General features: G+C 72.0%; 14 protein-coding genes. 5 read left to right on the top strand and 9 right to left on the bottom strand.

Annotated features, from left to right (window positions below):
- Positions 1 to 12: 12 nt before the first annotated feature.
- The 4 genes from B446_RS33840 to B446_RS33825 form a co-directional block, all read right to left on the bottom strand.
- A complete protein-coding gene (locus B446_RS33840; protein ID WP_020937630.1) occupies positions 13 to 2286 on the bottom strand; it encodes a pyridoxal-phosphate dependent enzyme in 2274 nt (757 codons plus the stop codon).
- Positions 2287 to 2288: 2 nt separating this feature from the next.
- Entirely contained in the window at positions 2289 to 3272 is a 984-nt protein-coding gene (locus B446_RS33835) for a GHMP kinase (protein WP_020937631.1), read from the bottom strand.
- Entirely contained in the window at positions 3272 to 4816 is a 1545-nt protein-coding gene (locus B446_RS33830) for an argininosuccinate lyase (RefSeq protein WP_052352101.1), read from the bottom strand. The genes B446_RS33835 and B446_RS33830 overlap by 1 nt, the downstream gene beginning before the upstream one ends.
- A 71-nt stretch (positions 4817 to 4887) precedes the next feature.
- On the bottom strand, positions 4888 to 12357 hold the full coding sequence (locus B446_RS33825) for an amino acid adenylation domain-containing protein (RefSeq protein WP_148305713.1): 7470 nt from the start codon (positions 12355 to 12357) through the stop codon (positions 4888 to 4890).
- Positions 12358 to 12885: 528 nt separating this feature from the next.
- On the opposite strand from B446_RS33825, the gene B446_RS33820 reads away from it, so the two are divergent.
- Positions 12886 to 13320, top strand: coding sequence for a hypothetical protein (locus B446_RS33820; protein WP_020937634.1), 435 nt, complete (start codon positions 12886 to 12888; stop codon positions 13318 to 13320).
- An 812-nt stretch (positions 13321 to 14132) separates the two neighbouring features.
- Entirely contained in the window at positions 14133 to 14642 is a 510-nt protein-coding gene (locus B446_RS33810; RefSeq protein WP_020937636.1) for a GNAT family N-acetyltransferase, read from the top strand.
- Between the two features lie 50 nt (positions 14643 to 14692).
- On the opposite strand, the gene B446_RS33805 is transcribed toward B446_RS33810, so the two are convergent.
- From B446_RS33805 to B446_RS33785, 5 genes are read right to left on the bottom strand one after another with little or no spacing between them, the layout of a single operon-like run.
- Complete coding sequence (locus B446_RS33805; RefSeq protein WP_020937637.1) at positions 14693 to 15538, bottom strand: phytanoyl-CoA dioxygenase family protein; 846 nt, start codon at positions 15536 to 15538, stop codon at positions 14693 to 14695.
- Positions 15535 to 16902, bottom strand: a complete 1368-nt coding sequence (gene ccrA, locus B446_RS33800; protein WP_020937638.1) for a crotonyl-CoA carboxylase/reductase — start codon at positions 16900 to 16902, stop codon at positions 15535 to 15537. Before ccrA ends, B446_RS33805 begins: the two co-directional genes overlap by 4 nt.
- 58 nt (positions 16903 to 16960) lie before the next feature.
- Complete coding sequence (locus B446_RS33795) at positions 16961 to 17356, bottom strand: DUF3037 domain-containing protein (RefSeq protein WP_020937639.1); 396 nt, start codon at positions 17354 to 17356, stop codon at positions 16961 to 16963.
- A complete protein-coding gene (locus tag B446_RS33790; protein ID WP_237751110.1) occupies positions 17353 to 18132 on the bottom strand; it encodes a HipA family kinase in 780 nt (259 codons plus the stop codon). Before B446_RS33790 ends, B446_RS33795 begins: the two co-directional genes overlap by 4 nt.
- Positions 18133 to 18175: 43 nt before the next feature.
- Entirely contained in the window at positions 18176 to 19393 is a 1218-nt protein-coding gene (locus B446_RS33785; RefSeq protein ID WP_020937641.1) for a cytochrome P450 family protein, read from the bottom strand.
- Positions 19394 to 19512: 119 nt separating this feature from the next.
- Here B446_RS33785 and B446_RS40565 point away from each other — a divergent pair, with 119 nt between their 5' ends.
- The 3 genes from B446_RS40565 to B446_RS33775 are packed head-to-tail and all read left to right on the top strand — an operon-like array spanning position 19513 to position 21942.
- Entirely contained in the window at positions 19513 to 19872 is a 360-nt protein-coding gene (locus tag B446_RS40565) for a TetR/AcrR family transcriptional regulator (protein ID WP_237751111.1), read from the top strand.
- Entirely contained in the window at positions 19873 to 20220 is a 348-nt protein-coding gene (locus tag B446_RS40560; RefSeq protein WP_337587805.1) for a TetR family transcriptional regulator C-terminal domain-containing protein, read from the top strand.
- A 57-nt stretch (positions 20221 to 20277) separates the two neighbouring features.
- Positions 20278 to 21942, top strand: coding sequence for an MFS transporter (locus B446_RS33775; RefSeq protein WP_020937642.1), 1665 nt, complete (start codon positions 20278 to 20280; stop codon positions 21940 to 21942).
- Positions 21943 to 21968: the final 26 nt, after the last annotated feature.

Genomic DNA, 21968 nt, shown 5'->3' with positions numbered 1-21968 from the left:
GGCCGGCCGCCGTCAGCGCGCGCCGGCGGGCTCGCCGACCGTGAGCCGGAGCAGGTCCCGCGCCTCGTCCAGCGCCGCCGTCACCTGCTCGGGGCCCGGACGGCAGGCGATGACGTGCCCCACGCGGTCGCCCGCGCTGCGTGCGCGGCGGACCACGGCGCCGGGTGCGACGGTGACGGTCACCGCTTCGACGCCGTCCACGGCCCGCGCCCGTGCCACGCCGTCGACGGCGTCGAGGACCCCGTCGGCGTCGGCGAGCAGGAACTGGATGCCGGCGTGGGCGCCGTGGCCGGGCTTGAGGTCGGGTGCCTGTCCGGTCGCGGCCTTCAGCTGCTGTTCCAGCAGGTCGACGCCGCTGGCCAGCCGGACGAGCTCGGGGATCATGCCGCCCGCGGGGCGCGGGTTGATCTCGATCACGGCCGGTCCGCTCCCGGTCAGCTTCACCTCGGTGTGGGTGGCGCCGAGGCGGATGCCGGCCGCGTCCAGGGCGGCCATCACGGTCTCGGTGATCCGCTCGGCGGTGGCGGCCGGCAGCGGGGCGGGGAAGAGGTGGCGGTGCTCCACGAAGTGGGGGTCGCCCGTGACGGACTTGGCGGTGATGCCGACGCAGACCGCCTCGCCGTCCTGGCTGAACATCTCCACGCTGTACTCGGGGCCGTCCAGGTACTCCTCGACGAGGACGGTCCGCGCGGTCGGCATCCCGCGGACGTTGGTGGTGACGGCGAGGATCCGCTCGGCCTGGGCGCGGGCCTGGGCCTCGTCGGTGCACAGCAGCACGTTGACCGAGCCGGAGTCGTCGGCGGGCTTGACCACGCACGGCAGCCCGGTCCGCGCGACGGCCGCGGCCACCTCTCCGGGCTCGCGCACCACCGCGTACCGGGGCTGGTGCACCCCGGCCCGCCGCAGCAGGGCCCGCAGGGCCGACTTGTCGCGGCAGGCGGTCACCGCCTCGGGCGGGTTGCCCGGCAGGCCGAGCCAGCGGGCCAGGCGCGCGGCGGCGGGGACGTAGAAGTCGCTGGTGGTGGTGACACCGGCGATCTCCTCGCGGCGGAAGCGGTCCTGGAGCGCGGCCCGCAGCGCCGCGTCGGAGTTGGTGTCGCACCGGATCACCTCGGCGCCGGTGGCCTCCAGCCCCCGGTAGCGGCCGGGGTCGCCGGTCAGCAGCACGGGCTCGGTCCCGAGCGTGTCCCGGGCGAGGTCGAGGGCGAGCATGCCGGTGCCGGTGGTGTTGGACTCGACGAACACGAGGTGGCGGCGCAGATCGTCGGGTGCGCGGTAGGTCTGCCGGGACCAGGTGGTGACGGCGGTCCCGGCGGTGACGACGGCGGGACGGTCCGCTGCCGGCAGGGTGTGCAGGGCGTGCTCCTCCCAGTGGTCGTCGCTGTAGACGGTGTCGGCGTAGCGGTCGCCGCGGTCGGGCAGGATGCCGACGATGCGGGAGCCGGGTTCGGCGCGCCGGGCGAGGTCGCCGAGGACGCGGTAGACGGAGCCGGAGGTGTTGCCGCCGAAGATCTGCTGTTCGCGGGCGAGGTCGCGGGTGGCGGCGAACGCCTCGTGGTCGTTGAGCCAGTGGACCTCGTCGACGAGCAGGCGGTCGAGGTTCTTCGGCAGGAGGCTGTTGCCGAGGCCGCTCTGCAGCCGCTGCGGCACGTCCGGCTGCCCGAAGAGGGCGCTGCCGACGCAGTCGACGCCGACGACGCGGACGTCGGGCAGCGTCTCGCGCAGCACGCGGCCCGTCCCGCACAGCGAGCCGCCGCTGCCCACCGCGCCGACCAGGGTGTCGATGTGGCCGAGGCTGTCGAGCAGTTCACGGGCCAGGCCGCGGTAGGCGCCGGGGTTGTCGGGGTTGGTGTACTGCTGGGGCCAGAAGGCGCCGGGCAGTTCCGCCATCAGTTCCGCGAGCCGCTCCAGGCGTGCGGACTGCCAGCCGTGGCTGGTCATCGCCTCGACGACGTGCACGCGGCAGCCCAGGGCGCGCAGCTTCGCCAGGGTGACGGGGTCGATGCGGGGGTCGGTGACGATGTGCACCTCGTGGCCGAGGGAGCGGCCGACGAGGGCGACACCGAGCGCCATGGTGCCGGAGGAGCTCTCCACCACGGGGGCGCCGGGGCGCAGGGTGCCGAGCGCTCTGGCCTCCAGGAGGATGTTGCGCGCGACCCGGTCCTTCATCGCGAACAGGTTCTGGAGTTCCAGCTTGGCGTAGACCTCCACCCCGCGTTCCGCGCCGAGGCGCAGCCGGACGAGCGGCGTGCGGCCGATCGCGTCCGTCAGCGTGTCGAACAGCATGATCAGGTCTCCCGTCGGTGGGTGGTGGAGCCGGCCGGGACGGCCGGGTACGGGCCGGGGCTCCAGGCGTCCCCGGCGCCCAGCGCGCGGTGCACGGTGACCTCGCCGCCGAGCGGTGCGCAGCCGGCACGGATGTGCCGTGCCTTGGCGTCGAGTTCGGGATCGTGGGTGTCGAGGAGGACGCCGAGCAGGGTGCCGCTGTGGGCCAGGACCAGGCCGTGGCCGCCGACGTCGTGGCACAGCGCGCGCAGGACGCCGAATCCGGCGCGGGCGCGTCGGCGGTCGTTGAGTTCGGCGCTGCGGGTGGCGACCTCGCCGACGGCGGGTACGTCACCCGTGGCGACGGCGTCGCCGAGCCGGTCCAGCAGCCGGGCGTACTCGTGGCGTTCGGCAGGCCCGATGGGCGGGGCGGCCCGGTTGTGGGCGACGGTGTCGACCTGTCCGCCCTCGTCGTGGGCGACGACCGTGAGCGGGGGCAGCGTGCCGAGTCTGCGGCCGAGCCGGACGGCCCGGTGGTGGAAGCAGACGATCTCGTCGTACATGACGCCGTCGGCGGGTTCGACGCCGCGCAGGAAGGCCTCGGTCTGCGCGGGGCTGAACGTGCGCCGGTACGCGGCGCCGACGGCCCGCACGGTGGCGACCAGGTCGGCCGAGGAACTGGCCATGCCCTTGCCCTCGGGCAGGTCGCCGCCGAGTTCCAGCAGTCCGCCGTCGTTCTCGCCGAGCGCTGCCAGGACGGCTTCCGCCACCCGCCGGGACTTGCCCTTGTGCGCGGGCGTGACGTGTACGGTCCGTGCGGCCCGGGCCGGGTGGAAGACGGCGGTGGCCCAGCGGGCCAGCGGGAAGGTGACGAGGAAGTCGCCGTCGGGGGCGGGCAGGGCGCCTTGGAGGAGTTCGCCGAAGGTGCCGAAGGCGTACCCGGTGCCGGTGACCGGTGCCGGAGCGGCGGGGGCGGCGGCCGGGCCGCTCAGCGGAGCGGGCGGCATCAGCGCTCCCCCGTTTCCGGCCGGTGGGCGTCCTGCGGTCCGGCCGGGCCGAGTGCGCGGGCCGTCTCGGCGGCTCCCGCGACGACGGCGTCGGACCTCTCCTGCCAGGCGGCGCGCAGTCCCTCGAGGGTGTCCTGCTGGGCGCGCAGTGCCTGCGCCACGGCGTCGGGGTGGGCGGAGCCCTCACAGGCGAGGCGGGCGAGGCCCCGATCGACGTCGAAGGCGTCGGCGAGCAGCCGCGCCGGGTCGGCGAGAGTGAGCGCGTGCTCGGCGGCGGCCCGGGTCAGCAGTGCGGGCGCGCCCGGATGGGGCGGTACGCCGGCCTCGGCGGCGCTCACGATGTACTTGCCGGCGACGACCTGCGCGGTCCGCCACGGCACCCCTTCGGTGAGGGTGAGGGCGTTGGCGAGGCTGAAGCCGCCCAGGTACTCGCGTGTGCACACCGCGCGCATGCGATCGGCCCGGAACGCGACGCGGCGGACCACCTCGGTGAGCAGCCGGACGGTGCCGTGCGCGGAGTCGAACGCGGTCAGGACGTGGGTGCCGGCTTCCTTGGAGACCTCCACCAGGTTGCAGAAGGGGGTGTTGCGCTGCCCGAGGAGGACGTCGGTGTGGAAGGCGCCGAGGTGGGCGGTGCGGCCGCGGATGCGTTCCAGGACGGGGTAGTTCTTCTTCTGCGGCATCGCCGAGGAGATGCCGGACAGGTCGTCGGGCAGTTCGATGAAGCCGTACTCGCTGCCGCCCCAGGTGAGCAGGTCGGTGACGAAGCGGCTCAGGGCGGCGCCGAGCAGGCCGAGTTCGGCGGTGGCCTCGGCACTCCAGCGGCGCGAGGCGACCGCGGTGAGCGCGTTGGGCTGCGGGCGGTCGAAGCCCAGCATGCGGGCCATCCGCGTGCGGTCCCAGGGCAGTTCCTGTCCGGCCATCGCGCCGGCGCCCAGCGGGCAGGTGTTCATCCCGTCGTAGGTGTGCAGCAGCCGCCGCTGGGTGTGCAGCAGCTGCTCCGCGAGAGCGGACAGGTGGAAGCCGGGGGTGATGATCTGCGCGGCCTGGAAGTGCGTGTAGCCGGGCATGGGCAGGCCGCGGGTCTCCTCGGCGCGGGCGAGGACGACGGAGCACAGGTCGAGCAGGGCGGTGGCGAGGCGGACCACCTGCTCGCGGCCGAACATCGTCTGCGCGCAGGCCTGGAGGTCGTTGCGGCTGCGGTCGACGTGCCAGTGGGGCACGGGGGCCGGCAGCCGGGCCGTGACGTGGCGTTCGAGGGCGAAGGCGATGTCCGACATGTTGGCGTCGGGCCGTGCGGTGAGGGCCCCGGGCCCCACCTCGTCCAGCAGGGCGGTGACGGTGCGGGCCTCTGCCTCGGTGAGCAGCGCCATCCGGGCGTACTCGGCCGCCAGGGTCTTCTCGATGGCGATGTAGTGGCCCAGCAGGTGGCGGACCTCGAACCGGAACTGGGGTGCGAGTACCTCGTCGTGCAGCAGGTCGCTCGGCCCGCCGCGGATGCGGCCGCTGAGTTCGGCGGCGGGCGCCGGGGGCTGACTCGTCACGGTGACGGTGTCCGTTCTGTGCGGTGGGGTGGTGGGGCCCGGTGAAGGGGTGACCGGTGCGGCGTCGGGGATCACCGGACGCGGTGCCCGTCCGGCCGGGCGGCCGGGCCGAGAGCGGCGTCGAGGGCGGCGTCGAGGGCGGCGGCGACGGCCCGCACGTGGGGGGCCCTGACCAGTGCGTAGTGGTCGGCGTCGCTGTCGTGGCGCACGAGACCGTCCGGCACTCGTGTCGCCCACCGGTCGGCGGAGTGCAGCGCGGCACCGGTGGTGCTCTGGTGGAAGTGGACGGTGCCCGACGCCACGGGCGGCCGGTAGCGGGAGGCGGCCAGCAGTCCGGTGCGGAACACGGCGTGGTGCCGGGCCAGTGCGGCCGTGTCGAGGGCCGGCACGCGGCCGTCCACGGCGAGGGCTGCGGCGACGGCCCGCAGCTGGGCCGGGGTGCCGTCCGCCGCCTCCAGCGCGGCGCGCAGGGCGTCCCGTGCGGCGGCGCCTGGGTCGGCGCCCGCGGAGCGGGCGAGGTCGTCGTGGAACCACTCCAGAAGTGCGATGCCGTCGGCGGGCACGTCCGTGGTCCCGGGGTAGGCGGTGTCGAGCAGGGTGAGCGTGGCCACTTCCTCGCCGTCGGCGCGGAGCTGGTGGGCCATCTCGTAGGCGAGCAACCCGCCGAGGGACCAGCCGGCCAGGTGGTACGGCCCGTGGGGGCGGACGGTGCGCAGGGCCGCGACGTGGACGGCCGCGAGCTCCTGCACGCCCGCGTCCCCGGCGCCGTCCGGGGCGGCGGTCGTCAGCCCGGGCGCCGACAGGCCGTACACCGGCCGGCCCGGTCGCAGCGCCGTCGCGAGGGAGCGGTAGCACAGGACGTTGCCGCCGACGGGGTGGACGAGGACGAGCGGATCCAGGTCGCCGTCCGGCCGGATGCGGACGACGGTGTCCGCCGTGCCGGATCGCCGGCGGGCGCGCAGGGCCTGCGCCTGCCGGGCGACGGTGGGGTGTTCCATCACGGTGGCCACCGACAGGCGCTCACCGAACGCCTCGTTGATCCGGCCGATGAGGCGCAGGGCGTCGATCGAGTGGCCGCCGGCGGCGAAGAAGTCGTCGTCGGCGCCGACGGGTCCGGTGCGGAGGATCTGTTCCCACAGACCGGCGAGACGGGTCTCGGTGGCGCCGCGTGGCGGGCGGGACGGGGTCCGGCGGACCGCGTGCGCCGGGTCCGGGGCGGGCAGGGCCGCCCGGTCGAGCTTGCCGTTGCGGGTCAGGGGCAGCGCGTCGAGCAGCACCCACGCCGACGGCACCATGTGCCGCGGGAGCCGGGTGCGGGCGTAGGTATCGAGAGCCGCCCCGGCCGCGGCCTCGTCCGCCGCGGTGCCGCCGGTGCCGCCGATGTCAGCGGTGTCACCGGTGTCACCGGTGGGCACGACGTAGCCGGTCAGACGTTCGCCGTGGAGCAGTACGGCGCAGGCGCGGACCTCGGGGTGCTCGGCGAGGGCGGCCTCGATCTCGCCGGGCTCGACGCGGAAGCCGCGGATCTTCATCTGGTGGTCGGTGCGCCCGGCGTACTCCAGGGCGCCGTCCGTCCGGTGCCGGGCGAGGTCGCCGGTGCGGTACAGGCGCCGGGTGACGCCGTCGGCGCCGGTGAGCTGCACGAACCGTTCGGCGGTCAGGTCCGGGCGCCCGTGGTAGCCGAGGGCCAGTCCGACCCCTTCGAGGAACAGCTCGCCCGTGACGCCCGTCGGAACCTCGCGCAGGCGTGCGTCCAGCACATGGGTGCGCATGTTCGCGATGGGCCGGCCGATCGGCACGGTGTCCCCGGCGCCGGGCAGGCAGTGCCACGCGGTGACGTCGACGGCGGCCTCCGTCGGCCCGTACAGATTGTGCAGCTCGACGTGCGGGAGCAGGTCGAGGAAGCGGGTCTGCACCTCGTGGGGCAGGGCCTCGCCGCTGCACAGCACGCGGGTGAGACCGGCGGCGCGCCGGACCGCGAGCGGGTCGTCGAGGAAGACGTCGAGCATGGACGGCACGAAGTGCACGGTGCTGACGCCCTCCTCGGCGACGAGACCGGCCAGGTAGGCGGGGTCGCGTTGGCCGCCGGGGCGGGCAAGGACGAGTACGCCGCCGGTGAGCAGGGGCCAGAAGAACTCCCACACCGACACGTCGAACGTGTACGGCGTCTTCTGCAGGACGCGTTCGCCGGGGTTCAGCCCGTAGGCCTCCTGCATCCACAGCAGGCGGTTGGCGATGGCGCGGTGGGCGACCACCACGCCCTTCGGAGTGCCCGTCGAGCCCGAGGTGAAGATCATGTAGGCGGGGTCGTCCGGACCCGCGGCGGTCACGGGGACGGCGGCGGAGTCCGCTGCGGGGCCCGGTTCGTCGGGGACGACGACGGTCACCGTGGGGGCGTCGGCAGGGCCGGCCGCCCGCAGCGCCCCCGCCCGGCGGCCGTCCGCGACGACCAGGCCGATGCCGGCCTGGCTGAGCAGCGCCCGGGTGCGCGCCTCGGGGTGGTCGGGGTCCAGCGGCACGTACGCGGCACCGGACTTGAGCACCGCGAGCAGCGCGACCGGCAGCAGGAGGGAGCGGTCCATGAGCAGGCCCACGAAGGCACCGGGCCGGGCGCCGAGGGCCCGCAGTCGCGCGGCGAGGCGTTCGGCGGCCTCGTCGAGCTGCCGGTAGCCGAGTGCGGTGCCCTCGAAGCGGACAGCCGGCGCGTCGGGCGTTCGCCGGACCTGCCGTTCGATCAGCCCGGTCAGCGTGTGCGGGGCGTCGTAGTGCCGCGCGGTGTCGTTCCACACGGCGTGCCGGCGGTGGTCCTGCGGCGGCACCAGGTCGGCCTCGGTGCAGTCCAGGTCGGGTGTGTCGGCCAGCGCCCGCAGCGCCGCCGTGTAGGAGTCGTGCAGCGCGGCCATCCGCTCGGCGGTGAACCGTGCCGCGTCGTACCGCAGGCCCAGTTCCAGGGCGCGCCCGTCGGGGGTGCGGGAGAACTCCGCGCCGAACGCCATGTCCGTGGCGGCTTCGCCGGTCTCCTCCAGGACGGTGAACGTCCCGGCGGACGGCCCGTCGTGTTCGACGTGGAAGTGGGTGTAGTTGAAGAAGGTCTCGAACGGTGCCGTCCCGCCGTTGCGGCGGACGATCTCGGCGAGCGGGTAGCGCCGGTGCTCGTGCGCCCGCAGCTCCAGTTCGGCGACGCGGCGCACGAGGTCCCGCCAGCTCTCCCGGGTGACGGTGAGGCGGCAGGGCAGCGTGTTGAGGAAGGCTCCGACGACCTTGTCGCCGTCGGCCTCCTCCGTGCGCCCGTTGACCACGACGCCGGTGGTGATCTCGTCCGCGCCGCCCATCAGGGCCATGACCCGCGTGTGGGCGGCGAGCAGCACGGTGCGCAGCGGCACGCCGAGCGCGGCGGCGAGCGCGGACAGCCGCTCGTGGAGTCCGCCGGGCAGCGGGGCGTGGTGCCAGGTCATACGTGGCGCTCCCCCGGTGGTGGCGCTGCGCGGCAGGCGGGTCACGGGGGCGTCCTGCGTCACCTCGTCCCAGAAGGCGCGCGCAGCGGGGTCGGCGAGCGCGTCCCGCTCCAGTGCGACGAACGAGGCGAAGCGGGAGCGGGGTGCGGGGGCCGACGGTGCCGCGCCGTCCCCGGGGGCGCACAACTCGACGTAGCGGGAGAGGAGTTCGGTGAGCAGGGAGCGCTCGCTCCAGCCGTCCATGACGGCGTGGTGCTCGGCGATGAACAGCTGGAAGGCCGTGTCGGTGCGGCGCTGCACATGGAAGCGGATCAGCGGCGCCTCGTCCCAGGCGAACGGATTGGCGCGTTCGGCTTCGTACCGCGCGGCGACGGCCGCCTGCCGCCCGGCGGCGTCCCGTTCGCGCAGGTCCTCGAAGGTGATGCGGGGGCGGGCGTCGCGGTGGACGAGTTGGAGGGGTTCGCCGAAGCCGTGGGGGTCGAAGGAGGTGCGCAGCATCTCGTGCCGGGCGCCGGCCTCGGCGACCGTGCGCCGCCAGGCGTCCTCGGACCAGGGCGCCTGGATGTGGTACGAGCCGACGTTGTGGTAGACGCGGCCGGTACCGGCGGGCAGATCGCTGTGGAAGAGCATCCCGGCCTGGAGCCGGGTCATCGGGTAGGCGTCTTCCAGTCCCTGCGGCAGGGCGGCCCGGTCGGCGTCGCCCAGCAGGGAGAAGGGCCGGTACGACGGCGGGTCGGCCGGTGCGTCCGGCTCCGCGTCGACAGCCCCGGCGAGCCCGCGCACCGTCTGGTGCCGCATCAGGTCGGCCACGGTGAAGCGCAGTCCGCGGTCGCGGGCGCGGGCGAGCACCTGCAGCGACCGGATGGAGTCGCCGCCGAGGGCGAAGTAGTTGTCGAGCGCGCCGATCCGCGGGTGTCCGAGGACCTCCTGCCAGATCTCGGCGAGGGCCGTCTCGACCGGGCCGCTCACCGGTTCGTGCGCCGCCGCCGACCCCAGCGCGACCGCTCCCTCGGTACCCGGTGCCGGCAGGGCGCGCCGGTCGACCTTGCCGTTGCCGGTGAGCGGCAAGGCGGGGACGGTGAGGAAGGCGCCGGGGATCATGTAGTCGGGCAGCCGCGCGGCGAGGTGCGCGCGCAGGTCGTCGACGCTGAGCGGGCCGGTGCCGTCCGCCCCGGTGTGCGGGGCCGGTACGACGTACCCGGTCAGGACCGGGCTCCCGGTGGCGTCGCGGACGACACGGGCCACGGCGGCGCGGACCCCGGCGTGGGCGGTGAGGGCCGCCTCGATCTCGCCCAGCTCGATGCGGAAACCGCGCAGCTTGACCTGGTCGTCGATGCGGCCCAGGTACTCCAGTTCACCGTCCGCGCGCAGCCGGGCGAGGTCCCCGGTCCGGTAGCGCCGCTCCCCCGAGGCCGTCGTGGGGAAGCGTTCGGCGGTCAGCCGGGCGCGGTTGAGGTAGCCACGGGCGAGGCCCGCCCCGGCGACGTACAGCTCGCCCACGGCTCCGTGAGGCACCGCTCTGCCGCGGTCGTCCAGCAGGTGCAGCCGCAGGTCGGGAATGGGCACGCCGATGACGCTGCCGCGGCCCTCCTCGGCGTCGCGCGCGGTCAGGGGGCGGTAGGTGACGTGCACGGTGGTCTCGGTGATGCCGTACATGTTCACCAGGCGGGGCGCGGTGTCGCCGTGCCGCCGGAACCAGCCGCGCAGGGCGGCGACGTCCAGGGCCTCGCCGCCGAACACCACCTGCCGCAGCGCGAGCCGGTCCTGCCGCGGGCTCAGCTCGTCGGCGCGGTCGAACTGGTGGAAGGCGGACGGCGTCTGGTTGAGGACGGTGACCCGCTCCTCGCACAGCAGCCGGTGGAACTCCTGCGGGGAACGGCTCGTGACGTACGGCACGACGACGAGCCGGCCGCCGTGGGCCAGGGCGCCCCACAGTTCCCACACGGAGAAGTCGAAGGCGATGGAGTGGAAGAGGGTCCACACGTCGTCGGCGCCGAACCCGAACCAGTGGTCCGTGGCGGAGAACAGACGGGTGATGTTGCGGTGCGGCACCAGGGTGCCCTTGGGGCGTCCCGTGGAGCCGGAGGTGTAGATGACGTAGGCGAGGTCGTCGGGGGTGACCCCGCTGCGGGGGGCCGTCGCGGGCAGCCGGTCCAGCCCGTCCGCGTCGGCCTCCAGATCGACGGCGCGCAGGCCGGAAACGTCCCACAGCGGGCGGGTGCCGGTGGTGCCGACGACGTGCGCGAGGCCGGCGTCGCCGACTATGTGGTGCAGCCGCTCCGGCGGGCTGTCCGGGTCGAGCGGCAGGTACGCGCCCCCTGCTTTGAGGATGCCCAGCAGGCCGACGACGAGTTCGGCGGACCGGGGTACGCACAGGCCGACGAGGGTGCCGGGGCCGACGCCGAGGGCGCGCAGGCGGTGGGCCACCTGGTTGGCTCGGCGGTCGAGGTCGCCGTAGCACAGCTGACGGGTGCCGTCGGTGACGGCCACCGCGTCGGGTGTCCGGCCGGCGTGCTCGGCGAAGATCTCGTGGGCGCAGCGCTCGGGAGCCTGCGCGGCGGTGGCGGGCCGCGGGGAGGTCAGGGGCAGTTGTTCGGCGTCCGAGAGCATCGGGAGCGCGGACAGGGGCAGCTGCGGGGCGCTGACGGCGGCGTCCAGCAGCCGCAGATAGTGCCCGGTGAACCGCTCGATGGTCGCGGCTTCGTAGAGGTCGGCCCGGTACTCCAGACGCAGGTGCAGGCCGCCGCGCGACCGCACGACATCGAAGGTCAGGTCGAACTTCGCGGCGGCGGTGGGGCCTTCCAGCAGGCGGACGCGGGGGCCTGGCAGCCCGGCCGTGGTGTCGTCCTCGTCGTGGAAGCCGAAGAGCACGTCGAAGAACGGGGCCCGGTCCGTGGTGCGTCCGGGGTTGAGGTGTTCGACGATCCGCTCGAAGGGCAGGTCCTGGTGGTCCTGAGCGTCCGCGACGGTGTCCCGCACGGCGGCCACGTGATCGCGGAAGCCGGGGTCCGCGGTCAGGTCCGAGCGAATCACGAGGGTGTTGACGAACAGACCGACCGTGTCGGCGAACTGTGTGCGGTTGCGACCTGCGACGGGGGTGCCGACGAGGACGTCCTCACTGCCGGACCAGCGGCCGAGCACCACCTGGAAGGCGGCGAGCAGCGCCATGAAGCGGGTGCTGCCGGTGTCCCGGCAGACCTGGTCGAGCCGTTGCAGCACGGCGTCGGGCAACGGGACTTCGTGCGTGGCGGCGGTGCGGGGGGCGAGGGCGTGGGAGGCGGACCCGACGGCCGGGCGGTGGTCGGCGGGGATCCCGCAGGTCGGCAGTTCGCCGCCCAGCTGTTCCGCCCAGTAGGCGAGCTGTCGCTCGGCGGCGGGACCGCGCAGCCATTCCTCCTGCCATTCGGAGAAATCGGCGTACTGGAATTCCGGCTCTCCGACCCGAACCGGCGCCCCGGATTCGTCCGTGGCGGCGGCGTAGTCCTCCAGCATTTCCCGCAGCAGAATTCCCGCGGACCATCCGTCACCGACGATGTGGTGCATTCCGAGCGCCAGCACGGCGCCTTCGGGGCGGCGCAGCAGGGCGGCCCGGAACAGCGGGCCGGCGGCGAGGTCGAAGGGCCGCCGGTACTGGGCCTCCATCCAGCGCCGCACGGCGCCGTCGCCGGCGCCGTCCGCCGTCTCCACCGACCAGTCGAGCCGCGCGGAGGCGTCGACGCACTGCGTCAGCTCGCCGTCCGCCAGCACGAACCGGGTGCGCAGCGCCTCGTGCCGGTCGACCAGCCGCTGGGCGCAGGCCCGCAGCAGCTCCACCTCGACGTCGACGTCCGCGTCGAACGCGCAGAAGACCGGCATGTGATAAGTGGGCATGCCGCCCTGCAACTCCTGGAGGAAATACATCCGCTGCTGCGCCCGGGAGGCCCGGAAGACATCGACGGGTGGCTCTGCGGATGACGTGGTGAACGGTTCTCCCGGAACCACCGGGGCGACCGAAACGTGAGTGGCCAAGACAACTCCCTCGACCGTCACGCCTTTTCTGACGCACGGCACCTGTTCCCTCTGGGGCGAATGCCACGCTAAATGCATGCCGTGCACCGGAAACAGTCCCGACCTACTGGTCCCCGCAACCCGTGACACGAACGACAGCGCACGCGGTCTCCCGGTGACCAGGTCACCCAAGGCGGCGACGCCCGCCTCTGTGCGTCATCCCCCGCCGTCGCTCGCGGCGTAGTGGAGGATTCGTGATGTCGACCGAAGCAGCAGCACTCGCCCTGCAGGACCGTGCCCTCCTTTGGAGCACGGGCGAGATCCGGGCAACCGATGTCGTCACCGGCGCCTGTGATGCACTCGTTGCCGGACTCGACAGCCCTGCCCTGCGAACCCAGGCCGCGTGCACAGTCGTTCAGGATCAGGCTGGTGGATCAAGGCCGACGGCTGGCAGGGCCAGCTTCCGCTGGTGCTGCACTCGCCGGTGAGTTCCTGTGCGTCGTTGTAGGTGTAGCTGGTGCACGAGAACCGACTCCGGCTTGATTTTCGCGACCTGCGCACGCTGAGACACGGTTCATGGTCGTGTTGGGCTCCTGACGACGATCACCCCCATCGCAGGAGCCGCGCATGTCCAGAAGTGCCGACATCGATCTCGCGTTCGCACGCGCCGTCACGGTAGACGCCGTGGTGCGAGCTCTGGCCGGTGAGGGGTGGTCGCTGCAGGAACCGCTCGGGATCTCCTACGTGGTCGAAGACGACGACCTCTTCGACTGGCAGTCGACTTCCACCGAGCAGGCAGCTGAGGTGCTGGCCTTGGTGGATTCACCGGCCCACGTCGACCACCACGTCGGTGTCTGCATCTATCACTCAACTGCGGAAACCGGTGGCCAACTGCTCTTTTACGCAGGCCGATCGCACTGCTCCTTCATCCCGACGATCGACCGGCGGAGCCTCCCCGCAGCACCAGCCTTCACGGACCTGGCCTGGTATCTGAACGCACTGGTGCCGCCCCTGCTTACCCTGGGGCTGGCCAACTACACAGCGAGAGACCTTGTTGACTGAGACGCGGCAGTGCTTGTGACAGCGGCGCTGCCTCGCATCAGTATCGTCGGTCCAAAGCCTCGACAAGGCTGCGGAGTTCGCGCGACCGGCGGCGGGACATCGCCAGTATCACCGCTTCGAGGAACTCGCGGGCCTGCCGCGGATCACCGCAACAGGCCCACTCCGTACAGCCATCACTCTGGTACTCCAACAACCGTCGGTTCGGCTGGTGGACGAAACTCCGCCAGCGCACCATCGCCGACTCGATCGAGCCTGGCCACAAGTACTTCTTCTGACGTTGGATCCGTCGAACCTCGGCGAGCGCGGCCGAGGAGAGGCCACGGATGGCCGTGGTGTCGTCATGCTTCCGGCGTCGGCGCGGCAACTCGGCCCGGACGCGACCAGGCCGCCTACGCGGCATGGGCCTTTCTGTTGATCGTCATGCCGGCCATCTTTCCATCTGTGGTCGCTACGCGACCAGCCCGGACTGACCGGCTGTCCGCCATCGGGCGCCAGGTTGCCGATGTCCCAGAGCGGCCCCAGCTGCCCCTGCCCGGAGAAGGCGGTCCGACGTCCGCCCTCCTCCGTGCTGAGCAGGCTCAGCCTGGGCCGTCCGCGTGAAGGCATCGTCCACGAAGAGCATCTTCCGATCGAGCGACGGACGGATGGCCCCAGGCGGTCACCGTGCTGCGCTCACCTGCTAAGCTCACCGTCACTAATGAGCCTTCCTGGCCCGGATACGACATCCGTCCAGGAAGGCTTTTTTCATGCCCTGGCGCCGCTCGTCCGGGGACCAGCGCTCATCGAACAGGCCACCTCTGCAAAGGAGTCACGTGCCAGACGTATCCGTTCGTCTCGCGAACACCGCCGACCGCCCCGTGGTGGAGCGGCTCTGGCTGATGTTCCGCCATGACATGTCGGAGTTGGGCAATCTGCTGCCGAACGCTGACGGAACCTTCCGCAGCGACCGGCTCCACATGGCCTTCTCCGAGCCCGACTGGGCGCCGTACCTCCTCACAAGCGGTGACCGACCGGCCGGCTTCGCGTTCGTCCGCGGTCTGACCGCCCCGACACGGGTGCTGAACAGCTTCTTCGTGGTGCGTGGTGCACGGCGGACAGGGATCGGGCTGCACGCTGTTCAGGAGATCGCGGCCAGACACCCAGGCTCGTGGGAAGTCGCGTTCCAGGATGCCAACATCGCCGCTGTGCACTTCTGGCGTCGCGTCGCCACGGAGATCTCCGACGACGCGTGGACCGAGGAACGCCGACCGATCCCAGGGCGGCCCGAACTGCCTCCTGATGTCTGGATCTCGTTCAACGCCCCTGGGGAGACGGACGGCTGAGCATCAGGGCGGTCGATCCGGGCTGTCCCTGACGGCCGACGGGCGGCTCGTCAACCGGCGCGCTCGGCGAGCAGGGTGTGCGGGTTGCTGGATTCGTACCAGCCGAGGAAGGGAGGACAGACGTCGTAGCCCAGCAGCCGCTGCAACTCCTCGGGGTACTCGCGGACCACATCCATCGGCACGGCGAGATACTGATTCTCCTCCTGTCGCATATTGCCGGCGATGTAGGAGAGGGTCAGCCCGGTACGCGGCTCGGTGGACGCGTTACGGCCGCCGCCGTGATACAGACCGCCGAGCCAGATCAGCGCTGATCCGGCCGGCATCTCGGCCGGCACCGCCTCGTCGCGCTGCGGTGCCCGCTCGTCGTCCCAGCGGTGACTTCCCGGGATCGTCATGGTCGCGCCGTTCTCCGCGGTGAAATCGGTCATCGCGACCATGACCTGGACCCGGGTGGTGGGTGCGGGGTAGGGCCGCAGATGCGAGGTGTCGTCGCGGTGCAGCCACTGCGCGCCCTCGCCGGGCCAGATCTGGATCACCTGGGTCGCGCTGACCTGGATGTTGGGTGAGATGTTCACCTGCTGACCGCTGAACCACACCGGCACGGGCTGCTGTATCAGCCGGCGGGCAGCCCCGAGGAACAACGGGTGCAGCGCGACGGCGGCCATGTGCCGGCTACGGGCGAACAGCGAGGACATCCGTTTGGTCTTGTGGCCGGAGAAGTCGTTGTCGCCGTAGCCGAACTTCTCCAGCGCGGGACCCAGGTCGGTCCACAGCGCCTGTCGAGTGTCGGGGTCCAGGAACTCCTCCACGACGACTGCACCATGTTGGTCGAGGAGACTGCAGACCCGGTCGAGATCGGCATCGGAGTGGACCGTGACGAGGTCTTCGTCGGTCATTTGTTTCCCTTCCCTGTAGGCGTGCGGTTCGTCTGCCGGAAGCGGTTGATCGCGTCGAGATGCCGCTCGCGCATCGCGGTGTCACGGACGCCCAGCCCCTCGTGCGGTGCCAGGGCCAGCACGCCGACCTTGCCGAGGTGCCGGTTGCGGTACACGTCGTCGACTGCCTGACCGGCGTGTTCCAGGGTGTACGTGCGGGAGAGGGTGGGGTGGATCCTGCCCTTGGCTATGAGCCGGTTGGACTCCCATGCCTCCCGGTAGTTGGCGAAATGCGATCCGACGATCCGCTTCAGCGACATCCACAGGTAGCGGTTGTCGTACTCGTGGCGGTAGCCGGAGGTGGAGGCACAGGTGACGATGGTGCCGCCCTTGCGGGTGACGTACACCGAGGCGCCGAAGGTGTCCCGGCCGGGATGCTCGAAGACGATGTCGGGATCCTCCCCACCCGTGAGCTCCCGGATCCGGCGGCCGAACCGTTTCCATTCCGCCGGGTCCTGGGTGTACTCGTCCTTCCAGAAGGTGTAGCCCTCGTCGGCACGGTCGATGATCGCGTCGGCGCCCATCGCCCGGCAGATGGCGGCCTTGGCCGGGCTGGACACCACACAGATCGGGTTGGCGCCGCCGGCCAGCGCGAACTGCGTCGCGAACGCCCCCACGCCGCCGGACGCGCCCCAGATGAGCACGTTGTCGCCCTGCTTCAGCCGGGCACCGTTGCGGGAGACCAGTTGCCGGTACGCGGTGGAGGCGACCAGACCGGGTGTGCCGGCCTCCTCCCAGGTCAGGTGCGCCGGTTTGGGCATCAGCTGGTTCGCCTTGACCAGCGCCAGTTGTGCCAGGCCGCCGAAGTTGGTCTCGTACCCCCAGATGCGCTGGTCCGGATCGAGCATCGTGTCGCTGTGCCCGTCGGGCGCCTCCAACTCGGCCGACAGGCAGTGCGCGACGACCTCGTCGCCGGGGTTCCACGCGAACACGCCGGGCCCGGTACGCAGCACGACTCCGGAGAGGTCGGAGCCGATGACGTGGTAGGGGAGGTCGTGCCGCCGGGCCAGGGGCGAGCGGCGGCCGTACCGGGCCAGGAACGTGAACGTCGGCAGCGGTTCGAAGAGCGCGGACCACACGGTGTTGTAGTTGATCGAGCCGGCCATCACCGCCACCAGCGCCTCGCCGGGCCCGACCTGGGGCACGGCGACTTCGTCGAGGTGCATCGACCGGCGCGGATCGCGGTCCTCGGCCGCGACCCGGACGAACATCTCGACCTCGTCCGCGTGCAGGGTCACGGCGCGGTAGCTCTCCGGGACGGGCAGCGCGGCGAAGTCCTCCGGCCGGGTGTCCGGGTCGAGAACGGCGTCGATGATGTCTTGCATCTGTGCTCCTCCGTGTACGCGACTGCGGAAGCGGGGGGACCGGCGGGCCGCCGCCCGGTCAGTGCACGAGCCGTCCCATCAGGCGCTTGAGTTCGGCGGCCGGATCGGTGGTGAGTCCGCCGTGCACGGGACTGGTCTGGATCACGGTGCTGCGGGGTGCGGTGAGCCAGCCGAAGCGCGCCCCGCGCGTGCCGGACCCGGCGGGACCGCCCTCGGGGCCGCCCGCGCACACCGCGCGGATGGTGTCCAGGGCCGCCGTGACCATCTCGATGTCGATGTCGGGGTCCAGCGCGCGAAGCCGGTCGGCGTCGACGTGGATCGCGGCGCCGAGGAAGTCGGCGCCGGGGCAGTAGAGCAGCGCCCCGACGTTGATCCGCTCGCTGCGGTCGACTCGCGGGACGGCGCGCAGCAGGGCGTAGTCGAAGCCGAGGAGGGACGGCGTGGCGGTGGTCATGCGTCCTCCTCCGGCCACCACGCGCGGGGTCCGGCGCATCGGGTGAGCAGATAGTCCACGTAGCGCCGCCGCAGGTCGGCGGGGTCCGCGTCCTGGGGCACGGAGTTCATGCCCAGCAGGAAGCTGTCCGGGACCAGGGCGGTGATCTCGGTCAGCGTCTCGGCGGTCACCGCCTCGGCGAGTTCGGCGTCCAGTTTGGCGAGAACGGCCGGGGCGAGGGTAGCGACCAAGTCGGCGAGCACGTGCTGGGACAGGTCGTAGCGGCGCTCGGCCCAGGCGGCGACGGCCGGCCAGGAGTGCTGGAACAGCAGTGCGGCACCGTGGTCGATGGCCCAGAGCCGGCGGTGCCAGATGATCAGGTTGGGGTTGGACCAGCTGCGGTCGACGTTGGCGGTCAGCGCGTCCAGCCAGTAGATCCTGGCGGCCTCCTCGGCGGGCGGCTCCCATCCGACCCCGTCGTAACCGACCGACCCGGGCAGGAAGTCCATGCCCAGGTTCTCGCCGGCGCTGGCCCGCAGTAGCTCCTGGATCTCCTGGTCGGGGTCGCGGCGCGCCATTTCCGGGTCGATGTCTATGGTGACGAGCTCGGGGACACGGATCCCCAGTCGCCGGCCGAGTTCGCCGACGACGATCTCCGCGACCAGGGCCGCGGTGCCCTGGCCCGCGCCGCGGAACTTCACGACGTAGATGCCGTCGTTGTCGGCCTCCACCAGGCCGGGCAGCGATCCGCCCTCACGCAGGGGCGTCAGGTACTGCGTTCCTAATACTCTTTGCAACAAAACTCATCCTGCTGTTCGTTGTCGGGCATGGAAACGGTGGTCACACGAGCTGGACGGGCAGTCGTGTGACGGCTTTCAGGAAGCGCGGGCCGACCTCGTCGGGGTCGGCGGCCAGGCGCACGTCGGGGTAGCGCGCGAACAGCTTGTTGAGCGCGATCTCGGTCTCCGCCGTGGCCAGCGACGCCCCCGGGCAGAAGTGGTCGCCGGCGGCGAAGCTGAGCTGGGGGTTGTCGGCGCGGGTGACGTCGAGGACGCGCGGGTCGGTGAACCGCTCAGGGTCGTTGTTGGCGGCGCCGACCACGAGCTGGATCTGGCCGTCCTTGGGGATGGTCACCCCGTCGATCTCGATCGGCTCCGCGGCGAAGCGCGGCAGGGCCATCTTGATCGGACCGGAGTAGCGCATCAGCTCGCGGACCGCCTGGACGGTGTTCTCCGGGTGCGACTTGACCAGCTCCAGCTGGTCGGGGTGGACCAGGAGGTTGAAGAAGCTGAGCGAGATCGAGTGCCGGACGGTGTCGAGGCCGGCCTGCACCAGGACCAGGACCAGGGCGACGAGTTCGACCTCGTCGAGCTTCTCGGTCTCGTCGCTGATCTGGACCAGGTCGGAGATCAGGTCGTCGCCGGGCTGGGCGCGGCGCGCGCCTATCAGCCGGATGACCGTGTCGACCATGCCGTGGAGCGCGGGCGGCAGGATCTCCGGGTCGGGGCGGACGAAGGTGGTGAACGCCTCGGACCACTTCAGCCACTGGTCGCGGTACTCGTCGTCGACGCCGAGGAGTTCGCAGATGACCGTGGTGGAGATCGGGTGGGCGTACCCGGCGACGAGGTCCGTCTCGCCTTCGGGGTCCATTTGGTCGAGCAACTGGTCCGCGAGCCGCTCGATCCGGGGGCGCAGGGACTTGACCCGGCGCACCGAGAACGCCCGGTCGATCAGGGAGCGCACGCGCCGGTGGTCCTCCGGCACCATCGTCATGATCGTCGAGTCGAAGTACTTGAGCAGTTCCTCGGGCACGCCGCGACGGCGCATGCTGTCGAGGTGGACGCCCTCCGGCGGGTGGTTGCTGACCCGGCGATCGGCGAAGAGGCTGCGGACCGCCTCGTAACGGGTGACGACGTAGACGTCGGCGCCGTCGGAGAAGCGGCCCGGGCACACCGGCCGGGGCGCGCCTGTCCAGCGCTCCCCCGCCTCGCGGTCGGTCACGAAGTTGACGTCGGACAGGTCGAACTCGACGTCCGTCCAATCGAATGTTCCGGTCACCAAGATCCCCAATCGCTGGCTTCACCACGCTGATCCGAGTGCTCACGGGGGCCGTCGGCGAGCGGTGCGGCACACCCCGGGTTGAACTGTGCGGTTTTCAGATACAGGACTGTATCAGAATGCGGTACTGTATCTGTGTTCTCGGAAGGAGGCCCATCATCGGCAAACGACTCACCCGGCAGGAGAGCCGGGAAATCACGCGCCAGGACCTGCTGCAGGCAGCTGCCGACCTGTTCGCCGAATGCGGTGTCAACGGCACCTCGGTCGAACAGATCGTGGAACGCGCCGGGTACTCCCGGGGCGCCTTCTACGGCAACTTCGACGGCAAGCAACAGCTGATCCTGGCTCTCCTGGAGCAGCGCACCGAGCGTGAACTGGCCGAGGTGCAGGCACTCAGCGCCGACGCCGGCTCGTTCGAGGAGACGATCGAGCACCTGCGCAACTGGCATCGCGGGCGGGACAAGAACTTCGCGAGCTGACTGGCCCTGCGCACCGAACTGTGGCTCTACGGCATGCGCGATCCGGCGGTGTTGTCGGTGCTGGCCGACCGTGAGCGCCGTTCCCGCGAGGCGATGGCCCAGGCCCTCGCGCAGGGTTTCGCCGCACGGTCGGTCACCCCGCCCGCGCCGGTGGAGCTGCTCGCCCTGATCGTGCACGCCCTGGACGACGGGCTCTCCATCCAGCGCGTGCTCTCGGCCGGCGAGAGCCCGGCCGGGGGCGTCATGGACGTGGTGGATCTGCTGATGCGGTCGTGGACCGCGCTGGCCCGCGCCGGAACCCCCGAAGCCACCGATCCGCCCGCCTCTGAGGGCGGCGCCACTCCCTGAGCCGTCGGCCGGTCCCCTCTTCCGGCCGCGCCATACCGAAGAACTGGAGTACCACCCATGAGCGAGGAAGCGAAGTCGACGACGGCGGAAGCGGCTCTCGGACCGCCCGTCGCCGCCGACGGCCCGGACCCCAAGCGCTGGTTGGCGCTGATCGTCCTGCTTGCCGCGACCTTCATGGACCTGCTCGACGTCAACATCGTCACCGTGGCGATCCCGAGCGTTCAGAAGGACCTCGGCGCCTCCTCGGCCGCCGTCCAGGCGCTGAACGTCGGTTACACCCTGTCCTTCGCGGTCACACTGATCACCGGCGGCCGGCTCGGCGACATCTTCGGCCGCAAACGGGCCTTCCTGATCGGCGTCGCCGGCTTCGTCGTGGCGTCGGCCCTGTGTGCCTTCGCCCCCAGCGCCGAAGTCCTGGTGACGTCCCGGGTGCTGCAGGGCATGGCCGCCGCCATCATGGTGCCGCAGGTCCTGGCGGTCATCTACGTGACCTTTCCGGCGGAGGAGATCGGCCGGGTCGTGAGTCTGTACGCCAGCATGATCGGCCTGGCCATCGTCGCCGGACCGCTGCTGGGCGGCGTGCTGATCTCCTGGGACCCGGGCGGCCTGGGCTGGCGGACCGTCTTCTTGGTCAACCTGCCGTTCGGCGTGGCCGCCCTGATCGCCGGCGCGCTGTGGATGCGCGAGTCGAAGTCGCCCCGCGCCACCCGGCTGGACCTGGTCGGCATGGTGCTGGTGACCACCGGCCTGCTGTTGCTGCTGCTGCCCCTGCTGCGCGGCCGCGAACTCGGCTGGCCCGCCTCAAGCATCGGCTCGCTCGTGGCCTCCGTACCGGTCCTCGTGGCGTTCGTGTACTACGAGCGGTACAAGACCGCCAAGGACGGGTCGCCCCTGGTCGTCCTCTCCCTCTTCAGGATCCGGACCTTCGGGGCCGGGGTCGGCGCACAACTGCTCTTCAGCTGCATCCCGGCCGGCTTCTTCCTCAGCTGGACGCTCTACCTGCAGGGCGGTCTGGGCTGGTCGGCGCTGCACACCGGTCTCACCGCGATCCCGTTCTCGTTGGGCGTCCCGATCGCCGGCAACCTCGCCGTCCGCAAACTCTTCCCCCTCTACGGACGCAAGTGCCTGTTCGGCGGGGCGCTGCTGATGATGGCCGGGCTCCTGCTGTACGCGTGGATCGCCGACCGGGCGGGCGACGGGATCACCTCCTGGCACGCCGTCGTCCCGATGCTGCTGCTCGGCTCCGGCATGGGCATGCTGCTGGCCCCGCTGACCGGCATGACCCTGAACGACGTCGAGCCGCGGGAGGCCGGCGCGGCGTCCGGCCTGATCAACGCGGCCGGTCAGCTCGGCGCCGCCCTCGGCGTGGCCATCATCGGCGCGATCTTCTTCTCCGGCCTCGCCGCCAACGCGGGCACGCAGGCCGACCGGGTGCTGCCGAGCGTCCCGGCCGTCGCCTCGCAGCAGGCCGGGATCCGCGCCTGCGCCGTCGACTCCCACGACCAGGCCGACCTCACCGCCGTGCCCGACTCCTGCCGCGCCCTCGGAACCGAGGACCCCGCCCGGCAGAAGGCGATCGGGAACGCCCTGACCGACATCAACTCCAGGACGTTCACGGCCACCTTCAGCGAAGCCCTCTACTGGGCGTCCGCGGGCCTGGCCGCGGTGATCTGCCTGCTGTTCCTGCTGCCGCGGCAACCGCGGCGGCTGGGAGTGTCCTGACCGTCCCCGTCCCCGTCCCCGTCCCC

Source organism: Streptomyces collinus Tu 365, from assembly GCF_000444875.1.
Taxonomy (GTDB): Bacteria; Actinomycetota; Actinomycetes; order Streptomycetales; family Streptomycetaceae; genus Streptomyces; species Streptomyces collinus_A.
This window is presented reverse-complemented; position numbering and strand designations above follow the sequence as displayed.

What these genes read in the sequence shown, in the direction of transcription:
- B446_RS33840 (WP_020937630.1), bottom strand. Translation starts at nt 2,286, where the DNA reads ATGCTGTTCGACACGCTGACGGACGCGATCGGCCGCACGCCGCTCGTC.
- B446_RS33835 (WP_020937631.1), bottom strand. Translation starts at nt 3,272, where the DNA reads ATGCCGCCCGCTCCGCTGAGCGGCCCGGCCGCCGCCCCCGCCGCTCCG.
- B446_RS33825 (WP_148305713.1), bottom strand. Translation starts at nt 12,357, where the DNA reads ATGCATTTAGCGTGGCATTCGCCCCAGAGGGAACAGGTGCCGTGCGTC.
- B446_RS33820 (WP_020937634.1), top strand. Translation starts at nt 12,886, where the DNA reads ATGTCCAGAAGTGCCGACATCGATCTCGCGTTCGCACGCGCCGTCACG.
- B446_RS33805 (WP_020937637.1), bottom strand. Translation starts at nt 15,538, where the DNA reads ATGACCGACGAAGACCTCGTCACGGTCCACTCCGATGCCGATCTCGAC.
- ccrA (WP_020937638.1), bottom strand. Translation starts at nt 16,902, where the DNA reads ATGCAAGACATCATCGACGCCGTTCTCGACCCGGACACCCGGCCGGAG.
- B446_RS33795 (WP_020937639.1), bottom strand. Translation starts at nt 17,356, where the DNA reads ATGACCACCGCCACGCCGTCCCTCCTCGGCTTCGACTACGCCCTGCTG.
- B446_RS40565 (WP_237751111.1), top strand. Translation starts at nt 19,513, where the DNA reads ATGCGGTACTGTATCTGTGTTCTCGGAAGGAGGCCCATCATCGGCAAA.
- B446_RS33775 (WP_020937642.1), top strand. Translation starts at nt 20,278, where the DNA reads ATGAGCGAGGAAGCGAAGTCGACGACGGCGGAAGCGGCTCTCGGACCG.